This window comes from Metasolibacillus fluoroglycofenilyticus, from assembly GCF_003049645.1.
GTDB classification, from domain to species: domain Bacteria; phylum Bacillota; class Bacilli; order Bacillales_A; family Planococcaceae; genus Metasolibacillus; species Metasolibacillus fluoroglycofenilyticus.
Genome location: NZ_PYWK01000001.1, coordinates 1,307,727 through 1,326,934 on the forward strand (window position 1 = coordinate 1,307,727; position 19,208 = coordinate 1,326,934).

Annotated in this window: 22 protein-coding genes; 16 read left to right on the forward strand and 6 right to left on the reverse strand. The window is 37.8% G+C overall.

What is annotated here, in order from left to right; translation table 11 throughout:
- Positions 1 to 213: 213 nt before the first annotated feature.
- On the reverse strand, positions 214 to 1,605 hold the full coding sequence (locus tag C9J36_RS06005; RefSeq protein WP_107942517.1) for an L-cystine transporter: 1,392 nt from the start codon (positions 1,603 to 1,605) through the stop codon (positions 214 to 216).
- Positions 1,606 to 1,746: 141 nt separating this feature from the next.
- Here C9J36_RS06005 and C9J36_RS06010 point away from each other — a divergent pair, with 141 nt between their 5' ends.
- The 6 genes from C9J36_RS06010 (at position 1,747) to C9J36_RS17585 (ending at position 4,594) form a co-directional block, all read left to right on the forward strand.
- Positions 1,747 to 2,433, forward strand: coding sequence for a tetratricopeptide repeat protein (locus tag C9J36_RS06010; protein ID WP_107942518.1), 687 nt, complete (start codon positions 1,747 to 1,749; stop codon positions 2,431 to 2,433).
- A 20-nt stretch (positions 2,434 to 2,453) separates the two neighbouring features.
- Positions 2,454 to 3,014, forward strand: coding sequence for a DNA helicase (locus C9J36_RS06015; protein WP_235616016.1), 561 nt, complete (start codon positions 2,454 to 2,456; stop codon positions 3,012 to 3,014).
- Positions 3,015 to 3,026: 12 nt separating this feature from the next.
- On the forward strand, positions 3,027 to 3,659 hold the full coding sequence (locus C9J36_RS06020) for an alpha/beta hydrolase (RefSeq protein ID WP_107942519.1): 633 nt from the start codon (positions 3,027 to 3,029) through the stop codon (positions 3,657 to 3,659).
- Positions 3,656 to 3,835 carry an HIT family protein gene (locus tag C9J36_RS17645; protein ID WP_346719798.1) on the forward strand — a complete coding sequence of 60 codons (180 nt, stop codon included), beginning with the start codon at positions 3,656 to 3,658 and terminating at the stop codon, positions 3,833 to 3,835. Before C9J36_RS06020 ends, C9J36_RS17645 begins: the two co-directional genes overlap by 4 nt.
- A complete protein-coding gene (locus tag C9J36_RS17650) occupies positions 3,820 to 4,077 on the forward strand; it encodes an HIT family protein (protein WP_346719799.1) in 258 nt (85 codons plus the stop codon). The genes C9J36_RS17645 and C9J36_RS17650 overlap by 16 nt, the downstream gene beginning before the upstream one ends.
- A gap of 388 nt (positions 4,078 to 4,465) precedes the next feature.
- Entirely contained in the window at positions 4,466 to 4,594 is a 129-nt protein-coding gene (locus tag C9J36_RS17585) for a hypothetical protein (protein WP_268807852.1), read from the forward strand.
- Between the two features lie 42 nt (positions 4,595 to 4,636).
- Here C9J36_RS17585 and C9J36_RS06030 read toward each other — a convergent pair whose 3' ends face one another.
- The 3 genes from C9J36_RS06030 to C9J36_RS06040 form a co-directional block, all read right to left on the reverse strand.
- The gene (locus tag C9J36_RS06030; protein WP_107942520.1) at positions 4,637 to 5,209 is read right to left on the reverse strand and encodes a hypothetical protein; all 573 of its coding nucleotides are present in this window, start codon (positions 5,207 to 5,209) and stop codon (positions 4,637 to 4,639) included.
- A 15-nt stretch (positions 5,210 to 5,224) separates the two neighbouring features.
- On the reverse strand, positions 5,225 to 6,331 hold the full coding sequence (gene ispG / locus C9J36_RS06035; protein ID WP_066163865.1) for a flavodoxin-dependent (E)-4-hydroxy-3-methylbut-2-enyl-diphosphate synthase: 1,107 nt from the start codon (positions 6,329 to 6,331) through the stop codon (positions 5,225 to 5,227).
- A gap of 203 nt (positions 6,332 to 6,534) precedes the next feature.
- A complete protein-coding gene (locus tag C9J36_RS06040; protein ID WP_107942521.1) occupies positions 6,535 to 6,864 on the reverse strand; it encodes a hypothetical protein in 330 nt (109 codons plus the stop codon).
- A gap of 103 nt (positions 6,865 to 6,967) precedes the next feature.
- On the opposite strand from C9J36_RS06040, the gene glsA reads away from it, so the two are divergent.
- Positions 6,968 to 7,903, forward strand: a complete 936-nt coding sequence (gene glsA / locus C9J36_RS06045) for a glutaminase A (RefSeq protein WP_066163858.1) — start codon at positions 6,968 to 6,970, stop codon at positions 7,901 to 7,903.
- Positions 7,904 to 8,229: 326 nt separating this feature from the next.
- On the opposite strand, the gene C9J36_RS06050 is transcribed toward glsA, so the two are convergent.
- The gene (locus C9J36_RS06050; protein WP_066163851.1) at positions 8,230 to 8,742 is read right to left on the reverse strand and encodes a DUF1189 family protein; all 513 of its coding nucleotides are present in this window, start codon (positions 8,740 to 8,742) and stop codon (positions 8,230 to 8,232) included.
- 336 nt (positions 8,743 to 9,078) lie between these two features.
- Here C9J36_RS06050 and C9J36_RS06055 point away from each other — a divergent pair, with 336 nt between their 5' ends.
- Together C9J36_RS06055 and C9J36_RS06060 are read left to right on the forward strand one after the other, a co-directional pair.
- Positions 9,079 to 9,555 (forward strand): DUF456 domain-containing protein, encoded by a 477-nt coding sequence (locus C9J36_RS06055; protein WP_107942522.1) that lies wholly within the window; start codon positions 9,079 to 9,081, stop codon positions 9,553 to 9,555.
- A 113-nt stretch (positions 9,556 to 9,668) separates the two neighbouring features.
- Positions 9,669 to 10,274 (forward strand): superoxide dismutase, encoded by a 606-nt coding sequence (locus tag C9J36_RS06060; protein WP_066163841.1) that lies wholly within the window; start codon positions 9,669 to 9,671, stop codon positions 10,272 to 10,274.
- Between the two features lie 193 nt (positions 10,275 to 10,467).
- Here C9J36_RS06060 and C9J36_RS06065 read toward each other — a convergent pair whose 3' ends face one another.
- Positions 10,468 to 11,520 (reverse strand): PDDEXK-like family protein, encoded by a 1,053-nt coding sequence (locus tag C9J36_RS06065; RefSeq protein WP_107942523.1) that lies wholly within the window; start codon positions 11,518 to 11,520, stop codon positions 10,468 to 10,470.
- A gap of 121 nt (positions 11,521 to 11,641) precedes the next feature.
- Between C9J36_RS06065 and C9J36_RS06070 the strand changes: the two genes are divergently transcribed.
- The 7 genes from C9J36_RS06070 (at position 11,642) to pstB (ending at position 19,197) form a co-directional block, all read left to right on the forward strand.
- Positions 11,642 to 12,037 carry a VOC family protein gene (locus C9J36_RS06070; protein WP_107942524.1) on the forward strand — a complete coding sequence of 132 codons (396 nt, stop codon included), beginning with the start codon at positions 11,642 to 11,644 and terminating at the stop codon, positions 12,035 to 12,037.
- A 196-nt stretch (positions 12,038 to 12,233) separates the two neighbouring features.
- Entirely contained in the window at positions 12,234 to 14,450 is a 2,217-nt protein-coding gene (locus C9J36_RS06075; protein WP_107942525.1) for a peptidoglycan D,D-transpeptidase FtsI family protein, read from the forward strand.
- A 166-nt stretch (positions 14,451 to 14,616) separates the two neighbouring features.
- A complete protein-coding gene (locus C9J36_RS06080) occupies positions 14,617 to 15,030 on the forward strand; it encodes a hypothetical protein (protein WP_066163824.1) in 414 nt (137 codons plus the stop codon).
- 440 nt (positions 15,031 to 15,470) lie between these two features.
- Positions 15,471 to 16,460, forward strand: coding sequence for a PstS family phosphate ABC transporter substrate-binding protein (locus C9J36_RS06085; protein ID WP_066163819.1), 990 nt, complete (start codon positions 15,471 to 15,473; stop codon positions 16,458 to 16,460).
- 75 nt (positions 16,461 to 16,535) lie between these two features.
- Complete coding sequence (gene pstC / locus C9J36_RS06090; protein WP_066163816.1) at positions 16,536 to 17,477, forward strand: phosphate ABC transporter permease subunit PstC; 942 nt, start codon at positions 16,536 to 16,538, stop codon at positions 17,475 to 17,477.
- A gap of 1 nt (position 17,478) precedes the next feature.
- Entirely contained in the window at positions 17,479 to 18,357 is an 879-nt protein-coding gene (gene pstA / locus C9J36_RS06095) for a phosphate ABC transporter permease PstA (RefSeq protein WP_066163813.1), read from the forward strand.
- A gap of 12 nt (positions 18,358 to 18,369) precedes the next feature.
- On the forward strand, positions 18,370 to 19,197 hold the full coding sequence (gene pstB, locus C9J36_RS06100; RefSeq protein ID WP_107942526.1) for a phosphate ABC transporter ATP-binding protein PstB: 828 nt from the start codon (positions 18,370 to 18,372) through the stop codon (positions 19,195 to 19,197).
- The last annotated feature ends 11 nt before the right edge of the window (positions 19,198 to 19,208 follow it).

Consider the following 19,208-nt stretch of genomic DNA (forward strand, 5'->3'; position numbering starts at 1 on the left):
GGGCTGTCTAATGAGTCGCATAGTTGCAGACTTATTAGACGCTCCCATTTTTTCGTCTACAATAAAAATTCAATTTTTACTTCTTCATTTTATACGAAGGAAATTTGTTATACTTAATATTTTCCTATTTTCATAGAAACCTTTGTTATTTTATCGAGCGAGCGCTTTGGAGAAGCACCGCCGACAACTGCACGGCTATTTTGGACGCTTTTATTATGCATCGATTAGCTGTTTAGTAGCTGAAGGTGTATCATAGACTTCTTTATCAAGTTCTCCTGTTACACGAGCTGTAGCTACACCTGCTGTCATCGAACCACTTACGTTTAATGCTGTACGCCCCATATCAATTAGTGGTTCAACAGAAATTAAAACACCTGCAAGGGCAATTGGTAAATCAAGTGCAGATAGTACTAAAATAGCGGCAAATGTTGCTCCACCACCAACGCCTGCAACACCGAATGAACTAATTGCTACAACGATAATAACTGTTGCAATAAAGACTGGACTGAGCGGATTAATACCGACAGTCGGTGCAATCATAATAGCTAGCATAGCAGGGTACACACCAGCACAACCGTTTTGTCCGATAGATAGACCGAAAGAAGCGGAGAAATTTGCAATTCCTTCTGGAACCCCTAAGCGGCCTGTTTGTGTTTGAATATTTAATGGCAAAGCACCTGCGCTCGTACGAGATGTAAAAGCGAATAATAGCGTTTCCGCTGCTTTTTTCACATATGTGAATGGGTTTAAACCTGTTAATGTAATAATCAACAAATGAATGATAAACACAATAATTAATGCAACGTATGAGGCAATAACGAATTTACCTAAATTGAAAATTGCCCCAAAATCACTTGTAGCAACAGTGCGTGCCATAATTGCTAAAATACCATATGGCGTTAAGCGAAGTACAATGCGCACAACCCCCATAATAAGGGCATAAATAGCGTCAATACCTTTTTTTATTGTTGCTGCAGTTTCCTGATCTCTACGTGACACTGATAAATAAGCAAAGCCTAAAAATGCAGAGAAAATAACGACAGCAATTGTTGAAGTTGAACGAGACCCTGTTAAATCAGCGAATGGATTGGCTGGGAATAATTCCACAATTTGCTGTGGTAGCGATGCCGCAGCTAAAGATTCAGAGCGTTCTACAAGTGATTCACCACGTGCAACTTCTGCATCACCTTGTAATATTTGTGTTGCATCTAGATTAAAAACGGCTGTTGTTGTAATACCAACTGCTGCTGAAATTGCTGTTGTTCCAATTAAAATAGCTAAAATGAGGGCAGCCATTTTCCCGAAGTTTTTACCAACCTTCATTTTTGTGAATGCCACCAAAATAGAAATAAAAATAAGTGGCATAGCAATCATTTGCAATAATTTGACATAGCCTGTTCCGATAATATTATACCAAGGAACTGTATTTACTACTTCCTCAGCACTGGAGCCATAAATAAACTGTAACACTGCCCCAAGCAAAATACCTAAACCTAATGCGATAAAGACACGTGTTGAAAATTTAATATTCTTTTTCTTTAAAGCATATAAAATACCGATTAACACAAGTAATGCGATAATATTTATCAGTACAAAGAAATTCATTAATAATAACCTCCTAGTTATATTTACTTAGCATATTGTATTCTATTCCTATAAAGTGTATTAGTCAAGTAGGGATTAATAATTTTATTAAAAAATTTTTGCTTGAATCATGTATACTAAAAAGATAGGGAGTGAAAAGTATTGAAACTGGAGCAATTATTTTATAATGGACAATTACATGCCTGCTTTCAAAAGGCGCAGTTGCAGCAAGATTCACCATTTGCACAGCAGGTGATTGCATTGTATGAACGTTATCAATTAGCAAATATTCCTCGCTATACAATGCGTGAAGAGCAAGCAATCGAGAGGGCAGATGAGACATATGTCGAGCAGGACGAAGTATTAGCTATTCGCGAAATTACTGAGGAAGAGCAGTTTGTAGCAAGAACACGTCAACTTGAAGAACGCGCGCGTACTGGAACAGACCAAGAGCGAGCGCAATCCTTTTTTACACAAGCACAGCTTTTTTTATTTGCACATCATTATGAGGAAAGTGTTCATTGCTTTTTACAGGCTGTTAAATATAATCCAAATAAAGCTGTTTATTATGGTTTAGCAGCGCAAACAATGCAGCGCTTAGATTACACACCGTTTGAGATATTAGGCTATTTGGAGCGAGCGATTGACCTAGATGAACAAAATGCTCGCTGGCATTGGAATCGGGCACTTATTTTAGTAGAGCTATATAAAAGCTTGCAACATGATGCGTTTTTAGAGCAAGCACTTATTGCATTGGAAGAGGCATTAGCATGTTGCCGTCATGAGCAAAAATCATTAAAAGGTGCGATTGAAAATACACTTGAAAATATGAGACAATATATTTTTTAACGTAAAAGGGAGTGTAGAGTTTGCGAACACAGCAAGAAGTAAACCATTATATTGAAGAATTAATGTTTCTGCTAACACAAAAAGCAGATGTAGCACAATTCGAAAAAACAATTAAACAAAATATTGCTACTAAAAAAGAGTCCGCGGCAAATGAGCAAGACTTTTTTGACCGTTTAATGTTAAATATTACGTACTTTGTTGAAAATAAAGCGGCATGGATAAAAATTTTACGCGCTACATATGGACAAGGACAAGTGCCAGCAGTGTCCTATATTGAAAGCGAATCGCTCGCACAGCAGATGCGCATCCGCCAATTTGTTTCTGAAAAAATGGAGGATTATACAAAATTATTCCATAGCCAATATAAGGCCTTAAATGTCACAAAGGAAGCAGTTATCTATGATTATGCGTATGCATCAGTAGAGCACTCGCTGCGCTATGATTTTTTAACCTATTTAACAATACAGCCACAGGCAAACGTAGTGTTAGAGGGAGATTTTGAGGAAACATTAAAAATTATTGAGGGCTATGTAGCCTATTATGCTGATCAGTTTGTCAATCGCATGGAATTAACAGAATAGGAGGAAGTAGCGATGAAATCACCATATATATTTACACATATAGCACCAAAGGAAACGGGCGAAAAGCCTGCTATCTTTTTATTGCACGGCTTAGGTAGCAATGAGCAAGATTTATTACAACTTGTTGGAAATATGCCGTTTGACTGTCATATTTTTAGCTTGCGCGGTCCGATTACGCATCCGCCAGGCTACGCCTTTTATACATTTGAAGAGGAAGGTCTACCGAATCAGGATGTCTTTGACCAAGTTGTACAATTCACAAAACAATTTATTGAAGAAGCAGTCGTAGAGTTTTCATTGAAAAAGGAAGCGCTATATGTCATGGGCTTCAACCAAGGCGCAGCACTTGTTCAGGCTTTAACTGTTATAATGGGCAATACGCTTCACGGGGCTGTAGTTTTAAGCGGCTTTGTCCCTCAATTTGTAGTAGAGGAATATTGCAAACTACCATTAGGCAATGTCAAAATGTTTATTGCGCATGGGGAGTATGATTATGTTTACCCACTTGCATGGGGCAAAGCTAGTGCAGAATTCTTCGAGGAATACGGCGCACAAATAACCTTTAAAACATACGCGGATGGGCATGGAGTAACCGCGGAGGAGTTGAACGATTTGATGGCTTGGTTTTCAGAGGTAAGCAAGTGAATTGTCTAGGCTGTCATTTAGCGAACAAAAAAGCACCCGTTTATGTAATATTTGAAAACGAGCATGTATGTTGCATTTTAGATTGCGCCCCTTATAATGAAGGACATGTGTTAATCTTGCCTAAAAAAATGTATGTTATTTCGATGAGCTTAATAGAAACATGGCAGCTGCAGTAATGGAAGCGACACAGCTTATATCAAAGACAATCAAAACGTTGTTTCAGCCAGATGGCATTACTGTATGTCAAAACGGTGGCGCTTTTGATGAATTAACACATTTCCATATGCATGTTGTGCCAAGATATGAAGGACAAAATTTTGCAGATTTCTTTAGGGAAGGCGAAGATACCTCTATTGATGAACAAAAATTAAATGAAACTCGAAGAAAAATGATTGAAGTAATTAAAAAGCTAGCATAAAATTCTAATAAGTGTGAGAATCCTTTTTATAATATCGGTTTCTCGCGCTTTTTTTAAATTATCAGGCGAATCCACCTACTAAACGGGCGAATTGTTACTTTAGAACTATAACCAAAGCGGAGTTGTCCGAAAAGTCCATTTTGTTTTGCCACCGCATTGAAATCAATGTTTCATCGCTTCACTTTTACTGAAGGATAACACTGCTAAAGCCAATGTTCATCCCATTTTTAAAAGAGGCGTTTTCTGTTTAAATGAATCCACATTTTGTGAAACATCCTTGCTACTGTCTAAAATGCCGGCTATGCACGGCTTTTTGGACAGCCCCAGTTAGTTTTTTCATATAATGCATTTGCATTGCGTATGCTAGTTTTAGAAAGGGTAGGGGTGTATGCGCATTGATGATGAGCTACTAGAAAGGCTCGGTGTTTATTTTGTTTATCACGAAATTTATAATCAATATGGCATTACATTTGAAAGCTTTGTGGACAGGTGGTTGCGCGGGATTTTGGACATCTAAAAAGAAAGCTGTCGGACTTACCCCCGACAGCTTTTTAGGTCATTAAAAATTTCTACGAATCCAATCGTTTGCTTCAATCCAATTGTTAACACGAATCACTTTGTTAGGGATTGCAAGCCTATTATAAGGTGTATCGAATAGAATAACGGGAATGTCTAATTCTTCTGCAAGCATCACAGCATTGTCATGCTTATCCTCGAAAAATACATCGACACCATGTTGCTTCGCTGTAGACAACTTATCATGGCTGCCAATCAATTCGATATGGTCATACGGAATGGCATGTGTATGAAACCAATTTTTTGTTATATCAAGAACGTTTTCACCACGTGCAGAAATGTAAAATAGCTCGTAGCGATTTTTCCAGTCATTTAAAATGGATTTAGCATTGTCTGCAAGCTCGCTCGTTGCATAAAGCTGAGGCTCATTTGTCGCAAACCAATGGGCAAATTCATCCCTGTCGACAGGATGCGGGAATGCACTTAAAAAATCATATTCTACGACATCGTCAAGCGTAATATGAACATTGTATTGTTTATTAATATGTGGAATTAACGTTGCTGGACAAGTAACAGTGCCATCAATATCAATGCCGAATCTCGTTTTTTTTGTCATTGTCATCACGCCTTATTAAGCACGAGCTTCTTCCGCTGCTCGTTTTTCTGCCATTTCGGCAGCAAGCTTATCGATTTCTTTTTTCAATTCCTCAACCATCGTCTCTTCAGGAACTTTGCGGACTGTTTTGCCTTTCATAAATAGCAAGCCTTCACCGCGGGCACCTGCGATACCGATATCAGCCTCACGCGCTTCACCCGGACCATTTACTGCGCAGCCAAGCACTGCAACCTTTAATGGAACATTCAGCGTGGAAATATATTCCTCCACTTCATTAGCGATGGATATTAAATCAATTTCAATGCGTCCACATGTTGGACATGAAATAAGTGTCGCCATATTAGAAGCAAGACCAAATGATTTTAATAGCTCACGTGCTACTTTTACTTCCTCTACTGGGTCAGCAGATAAGGAAATACGCAATGTGTTACCAATACCTCTTGATAAAATAGCACCAAGACCAGCCGCTGATTTTACAGTACCTGCAAATAATGTACCCGATTCTGTAATACCTAAATGTAATGGGTAATCGAATGCTTTTGCTGCTTTTTCATATGCCTCGATTGCAAGGTTTACGTCAGATGCTTTCATCGATACGATAATATCGTGGAAATCTAAGTCTTCTAAAATTTTAATATGATGTAGTGCAGATTCAACCATCCCATCTGCTGTAGGATAGCCGTATTTTTCTAAAATATGGCGCTCCAATGAACCAGCATTTACACCGATACGAATAGGAATATTTTTTGCTTTTGCTGCATTTACAACCGCCTCTACTTTTTCACGACGACCGATATTACCTGGATTAATACGTACTTTATCTATACCATTTTCAATTGCCTTCAATGCGAGCTTATAGTCGAAATGAATATCTGCAACAAGTGGAATATGGATGCGCTTTTTAATTTCTGCGATTGCATCCGCCGCACGTTCATCTGGTACAGCAACACGTACGATTTGGCAGCCTGCTTCCTCTAAACGTAAAATTTCTGCTACAGTTGCCTCCACATCATGTGTTTTTGTTGTACACATGCTTTGGATGAATAATTCATTGCTGCCACCAATTGTTAAGTTTCCTACGCGTACGGGGCGTGTATTGGAACGGTGAACGATTTCACTCATATAAATTCTCTCCTTTTTGGGCTTACAAAAATCAATTGCACGATTGTGCAACTGCCTTCAAGTTTTCGTAATATGACGCAACACAACGATTTGTTGTTGCATGACAAAACGAATGCTCGAAAAAATACTCTCACAGTCACTATTTTAGCAGTGAAAATAAGCAAGGACAAGAATTAACTACGGTGTTTCAGAAAGAGGGCGCTTTAAAGACATTTATTTTCCTTTTGTTTGCGAATTGGTAATTTTATCAACTCACCTGGAACAAGCGATTGCTGTTGTAAATGTGGGTTTGCCTTATAAAATTCAGCAAGGCGTTCAGGTGATGGAGCATCAGAAGGAGTTGCTGCAAATAAGCTGTAAATCGTATCGCGATGCTGTACTCTAACGATAACATTATGCCATTCGTAGTCGATTTGTTCCTCGCAATCTTCTTGAGCATAAAAGGAAGCAAGGGGCAGTGTCCCTTCCTGTAAATCTATTTTGACGACTGTCGCAATAATAAAAAATAATATTGTAAAAATAATATAACGCATAGTAAACCTCCTAAAAAATAGAGTAGCGATACTATTTCATGTCTAATTGGTGTATTCTATTCTTGACAATCGACATTTATTAATTTTTGGAGGGAAATAAGAGATGCAACAATTACAGCAATTTCTTCATGATGCACAGCCATTTTATAAAGAAGGGCATGTTGCTACATATATACCAGCATTAAGTAATGTTGACCCAAAGCTATTAGCGGTTTCATTAATTGATGGGAATGGTAGAGCATTTCAAGAAGGAGATTATGAGCATTTTTTTACTTTACAGAGCATTTCGAAGGTCATTAGCTTTATTTTTGTTTGTGAAACATACGGTATTGAACAAGTCCTAAAATATGTTGATGTAGAGCCAACAGGCGATCCTTTCAATTCAATTATTCGCTTAGAAAGTCATCAGCCAGGCAAACCCTTTAATCCAATGATTAATGCGGGCGCTATTACAATTTCATCGATGCTTCCGGGTGAGCAGGTAGAGGAAAAAGTGAGCAATTTGCAAAGCTTTATCCAAAAAATTACGAATGAACGATGTGAGGTGAGTGAAGAAGTCTTTACTTCTGAATGGGAAACAGCCTACCGTAACCGAGCGATTGCCTATTATTTAAAGGCAAACGGCTATTTGCAGGGCGATGTAGAAATGGCTTTAGAAGCCTATTTAAGGCAATGCGCTTTATTGATTAATGTAAAGCAGCTCGCAATGATTGCCTTAGTTATTGCAAACGATGGTTATCACCCGCTATTAAAGCAGCAAATTTTTGATGCTAAAATCGCTAAAATCGCGAAAGCACTTATGCTTACTTGCGGTATGTACAATGCATCTGGCAAATTTGCAGCATTTGTTGGCTTACCAGCAAAAAGCGGTGTTTCTGGTGGCATTTTATGTGTTGCAATGGATGCGCAAATTGAACAATTACAGGGCACGATTGGTATCGGGATTTTTGGCCCAGCAATTGATGCTGTAGGAAATAGCGTAGCTGGTATGAGGTTTTTAGAGGAACTATCAAAGCATTATCATTTAAGTATTTTTTAGTGGTGGCGAGGCTGTCCCAAAAGCCGTGCATAGCCGGCTTTTGGGACAGTAGCGATTATCTTTCACAAAAATATTCACTTATAGAAATAGAGAGGGCCTCCTTTAAAGCTATGATAAACACGGGCTTCAACGATTTTTACCTTCGATAAAAGAGAAGCTTTAATTCAATGCTTTGACAAGATAAAAGGGACTTTTCAGACAGTCCCGTGGCGTTTATGTTTCAGCCGCATTATAAAGGGAAATCATTTATTAAAAGGTTGCAAATAGTGAATCAAGCAGTTTTTTGAATTTGAAAAAAATCTCGTTTTCGTTGTCTTTAACGCTCATTACACTCGAGGCATTTTCGGGTATTTCGTTATTGCCATTAACAGCATTGTCATCGTCACAACAATAAATAATAACATCGAGATAACTGAAGGGATGACGAAGAAGCTTAAAACGATGGATAAAATTACTTCCCATGTAATGGCAAAGGCGGCTGTGCGCCATACTTGTCGATACTCACCGCGCCGTTTCAACGGCTTTAAAAATAGTTTTCCTGCATAAGCATAAATGCTAATTTTAGCAAATAAAATAAGCGTGTTCATAACGAATAAAAAAACAATTGAAATTATGTAAACGAGCCACTTTAAATCACTGGCAAACTCCTCTATCTCTTTATAAGAGAAAATTTGTTCCACCTCGGTATTAAAAAACTTTCCTAGTGAAAAAGCAGTCATTGCTGTAATGAGCAAAAAAACGTATTGAATCACTTTTCCAATCGGCATAATTCTATAGGCAGCAAGCTTTTTCGGCTCGTACAAGCTTGCAAGAAAAAGCTGTGAATGTTTTAATTTCATTTTATACTCTCCTCCAACAGTCAGTGTATCATGAAAAGTTTAACAGGAAAATAGAAAGCGCCATCTTGAAACCATTCAATCAATATAGACGTAGATAAAGTGAAACTTCAATCAGTGGAGATTTTCCTCATCCTCCACTGATTGTTGATAGAGGAACACAAACTAAGATCTTCGCATCCTGCGAAAATGCTTGTGTGACCAACATCGTGTTGGCCTCAATCGGGCTTTTACGGGTAGTTGATCTCCTACTATCCTTTGTGTATTTTCACTTAAGTCTTGAAGTGGGCGTCTTACTGCCCGTTAATGCGGGATAAATAATGATAAGGAGTTGAATTCATGGATATAATCGCATGGGTATTAATAATTGCATGTTTCATCATTAGTTTTATTGGGCTTGTTTATCCAATTATTCCATCTGTTTTATTTATTGCGGCAGGCTTTATTGTTTATGGCGTGTTTTACACATTCTCCTTGCCGTGGTGGTTCTGGGTAATTGAAGTGCTGTTTGTCGCTTTATTATTTGCAGCTGATACGATTGCCAATTTAATCGGCGTTAAAAAATTTGGGGGCTCAAAAGCAGGGATGTGGGGAAGCACAATTGGATTGCTTATAGGGCCATTTGTAATTCCCTTTGCAGGTATTTTAATCGGTCCATTTTTAGGGGCAGTCATTGGTGAAATAGTTGTTGAGAGAACGACATTGAAGCAGGCAGTTCGTACGGGTGTTGGCTCAGTTATAGGTTTTTTAACGTCCGTCGCAGCAAAAGGTACAATTCAAGCAATTATGATTATTATTTTTGTTTTTGCGATTTAGTTCCGTCAAAAGACCGAAATATTTGTTCTTAAGTTTTTTTCATTGAAGGACTGTATCAATTTTGATAACCTTATACATGAAGGATGATTTTTCAACTTGAGGAGGAATTTATAATGGCTTACGAATTACCAAAATTACCTTACGCATATGATGCATTAGAACCACATATTGATGCGCGTACAATGGAAATCCACCATTCAAAGCATCATCAAACGTACATTACGAATGTAAACGCTGCATTAGAGGGTACTGAATTTGCAGGTAAAGATGTAAACGAATTAATTGCAAATTTAGATGCACTTCCAGCTGACAAACAAACGGCTGTACGCAACAACGGTGGTGGACATGCTAACCACACATTATTCTGGGAAGTAATCGCACCAGGCGGTTCAAATACACCAGTTGGTGAAGTAGCAGCTGCAATTGACGCAAAGTTTGGTTCATTCGATGCGTTCAAGGAAGAGTTTGCAAAAGCAGCTACAACTCGTTTCGGCTCAGGTTGGGCTTGGTTAATCGTTGATGGAGATGGCGTTGCTGTAACATCTACACCAAACCAAGATTCACCTGTAATGGAAGGCAAAACGCCTATTTTAGGCTTAGACGTTTGGGAGCATGCATACTACTTAAACTACCAAAACCGCCGCCCAGACTACATCGGTGCATTCTGGAACGTAGTAAACTGGGATGTCGTAGAAGCTAAATTCCAAGCGGCAAAATAATCGTTATCTTTTCAATACTAAATCCCCCTCTGTAAAAGAGTTGGTACTAGCGTAGGAAGATAAATGGAATTAAAAATCAAAAGAGAATCAGAAACATACAATTCGTATGTTTCCCTGATTCTCTTTTATTTTCCCTAACATATCGGTATGGCAAGGTTTACATGCCTTTAAAACCACAAACAGTATGAAAAAATTATAGAGAATGTAATTGCGGGTGTATTTTCTTTAAAATATCTTCGGTATTTGACATGATTTCATGAAATGTTTGCTCTTTGAAGTTAAAATGCCACTTATAGAGAGAATTGTATATGCCGTATGTATTTTTTGTTTTCTTCCCCGTTTTAATAGGAGAATTTTCGCAAATTGTTGCTATCTTCGTTCTAAAATCAGCTAAAGCTTCTCTCTGTATTGGGTTTGTATTATCGACTTTTACTTTTAGTACGAGTTCTTCATAATTGAATTCCCAATAAAGTGAAAGTGGCTTATCGTTATAGACAATCGATTTCCAACCGGGCGTCCAATTCATTACAGGGTTATTACTACCACTGTAAATCTCCCATTCCTCAGGCATATTCGACTCCATCTTGAGTTGATTATAAAGATAATAAAATAGCGAGAACCAGATTCTATATCCATTTTCTAACCAATAATTTGTATCCCAAAGATTATCTGTTGCAAGTAGGAATTCACTTACTTTTTCTAATCGTGCTTTTTCTTCAATTAGAGATTCAATCCAATCGAAATATATTGTATTTTGTATTTGCAAATGATTGAAAAAGTGAATAATCTCCTTAATTCGGCAAACGGAAAAATTCTTATTTGTTGGTACTGTGCATACTTGTGAAGACCCGAAAAGAAATAACATAAAACATGTGTCCTTATCGCTATTAATTGTGCTCACAAAATCTTGGAATGTGCCATCAAGTTGTTTATCATAAGGAATTGAATCGACTTTCATTTCGATAACAATGTATTTCAATTGACCAGAAAATAAATTCACTTTGATGACCAAATCAATTTTTCTTTTGCGCCCAAAAGAAAATTCAGGTGTGCAAATAATAGATTCGATATCCTGTTTATTAAATGTTATTGATTTGCCGCAAAATGCAAATAATTTTTTTAAGACAGCGTATTTATTATCGAGTGAAACAGAATTATTTTGGGAATCCATTATCCATTTAATCACGCCTGTATGTACTTTTTCTAATTGGTAACCTACTACATTTACAAAGTTGTTTTTATTCAATTTGAAATCACTCCATCTCCAATGCTTCTATCATTATACCGCTTGTTGTCTCTATAAATGTTTACAATTAATCAATCAACATGTATAGTAAGAAAAAACTGACAGGGAAAGGGGATGGAGTATGGGGAGATTAATTCATTTTGAAATTCATGTTAGCGAGATGGAAAGAGCAAAATCATTTTATGGGGAAGTGTTTGGCTGGACGTTTCAAGACTGGAGCGATTATGCAGGGATGCCCTATTTTGGTGCAGTGACTGGAAGTGAGGAAGAACCCGGCATTAACGGCGCATTAATGCAGCGTCAAGGCGCAGAGCCAGAAGAGAATCAACCAGCAAATGGTTATATAAGCACAATGGTTGTAGCGGATTATGATGCAACTGAATCCAAAATCTTAGCAAATGGCGGTAAAGTAGCGAAGGCGAAGCATGCGCTTCCGGGTATGGCATGGCAAGGATATTACAAGGATACAGAAGGCAATATATTCGGTATTCATCAAACCGATGAAAATGCGAAATAGAACTTGATGAAGCTGCCTGAAAAGTTATTACTTTTCAGGCAGCTTCTTTGTCGTCTAGCTAACATCTAATGCGAAAAGGAATGAGTTGCAACTTTTTCTTATTGTTAGCGTCACAAAATAGCGGTAATTCTCTTTTTTCTAGCGTATACAGATGGTATACTAAATCTTATGGAGTAAAGGAGGGGAGGCATTTCAGATGCGAAAAGTACAAAAGACAAAAAATAATCAAAATCCTAAAGCAAAGCAACGAGCTAATCTTACATTTCGAATGAATGTCCTTTTCTTTTCAATTTTTATTCTGTTCTCAGCACTTATTTTTCGATTAGGTTATTTGCAAATTGTTAAGGGCGAGGAATATGTGATGGAACTTGAACGCAAAGAGGAAGTGCGAGTAAATACGAGTGTACCACGTGGACGCATTTACGATCGTTACGGTCGAATTTTAGTAGATAATCAGCCAGAAAATGCGATTACATATACAAAAATGCAAACGACAAAGCAAAAAGATATGCTTGAGGTAGCGATTGAACTAGCAAAATTAATAGAACAGCCGACAAATCGTGTTACTTACCGTGATAAGCAGGATTTTTGGATTTTACTAAAAAATGAAGATGCGTTAGCCAAAGTAACAAAGGAAGAAATGGATGCGTATCGTGCTTCTGATGAAACGCTTGATGAGAAGCAGGTGAATGCAGAAATGGATCGCCGTATTCGTGAGCGTATCACTGATGAAGAATTAGCACAGCTGACAGATTTTGATTTAGAGGTGCTTGCTATTTATAGAGAAATGGCATCAGGCTACAATTTATCACCGCAAATTATTAAAAGTGAAGGCGTAACAGACGATGAATTTGCTCGTGTTTCGGAGCGTTTAGCTGATTTACCAGGCGTCAATACAACGACAGATTGGAAGCGTGTTAGGTTATCGCCGCTTGCACTTTTAGGTCGAACAACTGTACCGAGCAAAGGGATACCCAAAAATAAGCTTGATTTTTATTTAGCTCGTGATTATTCACGCAATGATCGCGTTGGTGAAAGTTATTTTGAAGCGCAATATGAGGAAATATTGCAGGGTGAAAAATCCGTCGTTAAAAATATGACGAATAAAAAAGGGCAAGTTGTTGAAATTCAAACGACATATGCTGGTGAGCCGGGAAAAGACTTAATTACAACGCTTGATATGGAACTACAGGCAGAGGCGGAGCGCATTGTTGAGGAAAAACTGCTTGAGTTAAAGTCGCTAGGCTCTTCAAGTCTATTAGACCGTGCATTTTTTGTAATGATGGACCCGAATACGGGAGAGCTTTTATCCGTTGTAGGTAAAAAAATCGAAAAGGACCCTGAAACAGGTGAAAGCTACATTATTGATTATTCATACGGTGCATTTACAACTGCCTACGAGGCAGGCTCCAGCATAAAGGCTGCAACTGTATTAACCGGCTATTCAGAAAATGTGTTGAGCTTAAATACGACAATGATAGATGAACCGATTAAGCTATTAAACACAGACCCAAAAAGCTCCATTTTTAACCGTGGCAGCCGTATTGCAATGAATGAGCTTAAAGCATTAGAGCGCTCATCGAACTCGTATATGTTTAAAATTGCAATGGCAATTGGTGGAAAAAGCTATACGTATAATATGGGACTTAACTTGCGTGATGATACATTACAAAGAATGCGCAATGGCTACTCGCAATTCGGTTTAGGTGTGCCAACTGGCATCGATTTACCGGGAGAATTTGCTGGTTATCAAGGGATAATGGATACGCCGGGTAAAATTTTAGACTTAGCTATCGGACAATTTGATACGTATACACCATTGCAGTTAGCACAATATATTTCGACAGTTGCCAATGGTGGCTACCGCGTACAGCCTCGTATGTTAAAGGAGATTCGTAAACCTTCTACAGACGGGGAAACATTAGGCGCACTCGTTCAGGAAGTAGAGCCAACAATTTTAAACCGTATTTCGAATACAGATGCTGAAATCGAGCAAGTGAAAAAAGGTTTGCGACAAGTTTATGTTGGTTCCCAAGGGACTGCATATAGATCATTCCATGATGCGCCATATACGGCAGCAGGTAAAACTGGTACGGCAGAGGTAGTATATTATGGACCGCAGCGTGATAAATTTGGGACGAATACAACGACTTTAACACATGTTGGCTTTGCGCCATACGATAACCCACAAATCGCATATGCGGTTGTCATTCCGTGGGTAACGACAGATTTCAGTGTGTATTTAACGCAAAATAATGAAATCGCACGTGAAATCGCAGATTACTACTTTGAACTACAAAAAAAATATGAGCAAAATGGAATAAAAGAAAGCTCAGCAACACAAAAAATTCTTGCGCCATTTTCTGAAGAGCGTCTTGATGAAGATGAGGAGCAGAAAACAGCAACAGAATAGCGTTATAATAGCATAAGGGGCTACTCAAAAAAGAAAATCCTTTTTGGGTGGCCCCATAGTTAATTAATCAGTACATAACAGAGTATTTTAAATAGCTATTTTCTATATTAAACATTGCCGAAAATCGGATATAAACTGCTTAATTAAAAGAAGAAAGGATTTTACTATGCGAAAAATTTTATATCACATTATTGTGTTTTTAGGGGCGATAAGCAATGCATTTATGATGGCACGCTTAAATGTAGGACCTGCTATATTAATTGGTACGACAGTTGCTTATGTTGTTGTATTAGAAGGGCTCTTTTTATTTTTAGAGCCACGTTTAGCTGTTGCTGCACGTAAACGCAATTTAACAACATATCCATTTTTGAAAAATTTAATTGATGCAAAAAAAGCAACTGTTACACTTAAAACAGGCGAAGTTATTTATAATGCTTCATTTAATGGCTACAGTAACCCGAAAGACGCTAACACAATTAAGCTAGATATTACACAGCCAAAAACTAAAAAACAGCCAGAGAAGATAGAAACGCGAGATGTCTTATTAACACATATTAAAGAAGTGAAAAAAGTATTATAGGAGGCATTTTAACTTGGTGAAAAAGCTTCTATAATAGTAAGGACGTTGTTCTCATCTTTCTTGAGGAAACTTTTACATTAAATAAAAGACAATTATAGACTTCATTTACTAGTGTATATAAATAAAATGAAATCAGTTCTTTTAGATGATGATTGATTATCTATTTTCAAATAATTATAGAAATCTAACTTCTTTCAACGGGTGTTCAGACACCCGCTGAACGCAATTACATTTCAGCGTAATTGACTATAAGGTTGCTATAACAAGCGAAGGGCTCTACTATACAAGATATTTTGTATAGAGGAGTCTTTTTCTATTTACAAAACCTCTACACTACTTTACACAGCCTTAACATTGTATTTAAATTCACTCAACAAAAAGTCTTTATAGTAATGAATGTAACAACAACTGACTACGAAAGTTATTGGAGGACTAGACAAATGAGTAAATGGAAGTACGCAGGCAAGGCAGCAGTATTAAGTGCAGCATTATTATTAGCAGCATGTGGCGGAGATGATTCTGAATCAACACCAAACACTGATAATGCAGAAAATGTAGAAACTGGTGGAGCACAAAACGCAGAAGCTGGTGACGCACAATTAACAGGAACGGTTGTTGGTGATGGTTCATCAACAGTTGCACCGATTACTGAGGCACTTGTTGAGGAGTACGCTGCAGTACAAGGGAAAGTTCAAGTATCTGTAGGGGTTTCTGGTACTGGTGGAGGTTTTGAAAAATTCATTAATGGAGAGACAGACTTCTCGAATGCTTCTCGTCCGATTAAAGATACAGAAGTAGAGAAATTAGCAGAAGCAGGTATTGAATATACAGAGCTTGCTGTAGCATATGACGGATTATCTGTTGTTATTCACCCTGAAAACACATGGGCGAAAGACTTAACAGTTGACCAACTAAAGCAATTATGGATTGAAGACGGTACAACGAAAAAATGGTCTGATATTGACCCATCTTGGCCAGCTGAAGAGGTAGTCTTCTACGCACCAGGAACAGATTCAGGTACTTACGATTATTTTGATGAAGTAATTTTAGACGGTGAAGATTTAGTGAAATCAGCTACTTTATCTGAAGATGACAACGTATTAGTACAAGGTGTTATTGCAGATAAAAATGCCATCGCATTCTTTGGTTACTCATACTATATTGCGAATGAAGGTAAATTACACGCTGTTTCTGTAAATGGTGTAGAGCCAAACAGCGACACAATTGAATCAGGTGAATATTCACCATTATCTCGTCCATTATTTGTTTATGTGAAAAATGAAGCAATGGCAACTAACGAAGCAGCTTATGATTTCTTACGCTTTACATTAGAAAATGCTGGCGATATGGCTGAAGAAACAGGCTATGTACGCTTACCGGCTGAAGAGTATACAAAAGGCTTAGCTGCTTTAGAAGCATTAAAAAAATAATGCATCAAGCAACATTTAAGAATGTGTGCGTAAAGCACACATTCTTTCCTTAAACGGAAAGGAGTTTATCGACAAATGACCGGAAAAGCAAGTGAGCAATCCGTACAACAAATGATTGCAAAATCCCGTGAAAGAAAGGGTAAAAAACTAGTAGAAAAAACAATGCCTATATTGCTTTTAGTAGCGGCAGCATTATCTGTACTAACGACTTTTGGTATTGTTTTTACACTTATTTTTGAAACGTTTGAGTTTTTTCAGAGAGTATCAATAACTGATTATTTATTCGGTACAGAATGGCTTCCATTCTCAGGGAAAGAGCCTTTATATGGCATATTACCACTTGTTTTTGGGACATTAAAGGTTACTGGCATCGCTGTATTAGTAGCAGTACCATTTGGTCTTGGTGCGGCGATTTATTTAAGTGAATATGCATCTGATAAAACGCGCCGTATTATTAAGCCAATTTTAGAAGTACTTGCTGGTGTTCCAACAATTGTCTATGGATTCTTTGCATTGACATTTGTCACACCGCTTTTACAGCAATTGATACCATCGCTGAAAATATTCAATGCGCTTAGCCCGGGGATTGTTGTAGGGATTATGGTTTTGCCGATGATTGCATCACTGTCAGAGGATGCGATGAGCTCTGTACCGAACTCTATTCGTGAAGGTGCACTTGGACTTGGTGCAACAAAATTTGAGGTAGCGATTAAGGTAGTCTTACCAGCCGCATTATCGGGGATTATTGCCTCTATCGTTTTAGCGATTTCACGTGCTATCGGTGAAACGATGATTGTATCGCTGGCAGGTGGGTCAACACCTAAATTTGATTTTGCGGTAACAGATTCAATTCAAACAATGACAGCATATATCGTACAAGTATCAACAGGTGATGCTGGCTATGGTACAACAATTTATTATTCTATTTATGCAGTAGGCTTCACATTATTTATTTTCACACTGATTATGAACCTGCTTGCACAATATATTTCAAAACGCTTCAGAGAGGAGTATTAAAATGAAATATTTGAATGATACTGCTGTAATGAAGCGCATGAGTATGCGACTAAAGATGAATAAAGTATGGAAAACTATTTTTATTGTCGCAACAACTTTTGCTTTAGTAGCTTTATTAATATTATTAGCGCGAATTCTTTCACAAGGATTAAGTCATTTAAACTTTGGCTTCCTAACGAATTTTGCCTCACGTGTACCTGAAAAAGCGGGAATTAAAGCGGCACTTATCGGTTCTTTATGGCTAATGGCTGTTGTCGCACCAGTTTCCATTATTTTAGGTGTAAGTTCAGCGATTTATTTAGAGGAATATGCGAAAAAAAATCGTTTCAATGATTTCATTCGCATTAATATTTCCAACTTAGCAGGTGTACCTTCCATTGTATTCGGTCTATTAGGATTAACGATTTTCGTTCGCTTATTAGACTTAGGAAAAAGCATTTTAGCAGCAGGCTTTACGATGAGCTTATTAATTTTGCCGATTATTATCGTTTCTGCACAGGAAGCAATTCGAGCTGTCCCGCAGGAGCAACGCGAAGCCTCATATGGTATGGGTGCTACTAAATGGCAAACAATTGTGAAGGTTGTTTTGCCCGCGGCGATTCCGGGTATATTGACAGGGAGTATTTTAGCCCTATCACGTGCAATTGGTGAAACTGCGCCATTAGTAGTTATTGGTATTCCTGTTATTTTACAATTCTTACCTGAGAATTTATTAAGTACATTTACAGCATTACCGATGCAAATTTTTGACTGGGCAAAGCGTCCACAAGAAGAGTTCCAATATGTTGCAGCAGCAGGGATTATCGTTTTAATGATATTGCTAGTATTCATGAACTCAATTGCCATTTATATTCGCAATAAATTCCAAAAACGATACTAACGGAGGGAAATTATGATACAAGTTCAAGAGCAAGTGCAAAATGTGCGAAGCAATGACACTGTACAGTCTGCGCAAGTAAATAGTAAAAATACAGTATTTGAAACAAGAAATTTCGATTTATGGTATGGGCAGCATCATGCGTTAAAAAATATTAATCTTGAAATAAAAGAAAATGAAGTCACTGCAATTATCGGGCCATCTGGCTGTGGTAAATCGACATATGTTAAAACCTTGAACCGTATGATTGAGCTTGTGCCAATCGTTAGAACATCGGGGGAAATTAATTACCGTGGGCGCAATATTTTTGGTGGAGATTACGAGGTTGAGGAATTGCGTACACAAGTAGGTATGGTGTTCCAAAAGCCAAACCCATTCCCAAAATCAATCTATGACAATATTGCCTATGGACCACGAATCCATGGCATTAAAAACAAAAAAATATTAGATGAGATTGTAGAAAAATCATTGCGCGGTGCAGCAGTTTGGGACGATGTAAAGGATCGCCTTAACCAAAATGCCTATGGCTTATCTGGTGGTCAGCAGCAACGTATTTGTATCGCTCGATGCTTAGCTGTTGAGCCTGATGTTATTTTAATGGATGAGCCAACATCGGCACTTGACCCAATCTCTACATTGAAAGTAGAGGAGCTTGTACAAGAGTTAAAAACGCAATACTCAATCATCATCGTGACACATAATATGCAGCAAGCAGCACGCATTTCTGATAAAACAGCATTTTTCCTAAATGGTGAAGTGATTGAATTTGATCAAACAGATAAAATTTTCTCAACACCAGCAGATGGGCGCACAGAAGATTACATTTCTGGTCGTTTCGGATAAGGAGGAGCTTA

Coding starts and splice junctions, on each gene's coding strand:
- C9J36_RS06055 (WP_107942522.1), top strand. CDS start 9,079: ATGGATATAATCGCATGGGTATTAATAATTGCATGTTTCATCATTAGT.
- C9J36_RS06005 (WP_107942517.1), bottom strand. CDS start 1,605: ATGAATTTCTTTGTACTGATAAATATTATCGCATTACTTGTGTTAATC.
- C9J36_RS06050 (WP_066163851.1), bottom strand. CDS start 8,742: ATGAAATTAAAACATTCACAGCTTTTTCTTGCAAGCTTGTACGAGCCG.
- C9J36_RS06040 (WP_107942521.1), bottom strand. CDS start 6,864: ATGCGTTATATTATTTTTACAATATTATTTTTTATTATTGCGACAGTC.
- C9J36_RS06075 (WP_107942525.1), top strand. CDS start 12,234: ATGCGAAAAGTACAAAAGACAAAAAATAATCAAAATCCTAAAGCAAAG.
- pstA (WP_066163813.1), top strand. CDS start 17,479: ATGAAATATTTGAATGATACTGCTGTAATGAAGCGCATGAGTATGCGA.
- ispG (WP_066163865.1), bottom strand. CDS start 6,331: ATGAGTGAAATCGTTCACCGTTCCAATACACGCCCCGTACGCGTAGGA.
- C9J36_RS17650 (WP_346719799.1), top strand. CDS start 3,820: ATGGCAGCTGCAGTAATGGAAGCGACACAGCTTATATCAAAGACAATC.
- pstB (WP_107942526.1), top strand. CDS start 18,370: ATGATACAAGTTCAAGAGCAAGTGCAAAATGTGCGAAGCAATGACACT.
- C9J36_RS06020 (WP_107942519.1), top strand. CDS start 3,027: ATGAAATCACCATATATATTTACACATATAGCACCAAAGGAAACGGGC.
- pstC (WP_066163816.1), top strand. CDS start 16,536: ATGACCGGAAAAGCAAGTGAGCAATCCGTACAACAAATGATTGCAAAA.
- C9J36_RS06070 (WP_107942524.1), top strand. CDS start 11,642: ATGGGGAGATTAATTCATTTTGAAATTCATGTTAGCGAGATGGAAAGA.
- C9J36_RS06080 (WP_066163824.1), top strand. CDS start 14,617: ATGCGAAAAATTTTATATCACATTATTGTGTTTTTAGGGGCGATAAGC.
- C9J36_RS06030 (WP_107942520.1), bottom strand. CDS start 5,209: ATGACAAAAAAAACGAGATTCGGCATTGATATTGATGGCACTGTTACT.
- glsA (WP_066163858.1), top strand. CDS start 6,968: ATGCAACAATTACAGCAATTTCTTCATGATGCACAGCCATTTTATAAA.
- C9J36_RS17585 (WP_268807852.1), top strand. CDS start 4,466: ATGCGCATTGATGATGAGCTACTAGAAAGGCTCGGTGTTTATTTTGTT.
- C9J36_RS06085 (WP_066163819.1), top strand. CDS start 15,471: ATGAGTAAATGGAAGTACGCAGGCAAGGCAGCAGTATTAAGTGCAGCA.
- C9J36_RS06060 (WP_066163841.1), top strand. CDS start 9,669: ATGGCTTACGAATTACCAAAATTACCTTACGCATATGATGCATTAGAA.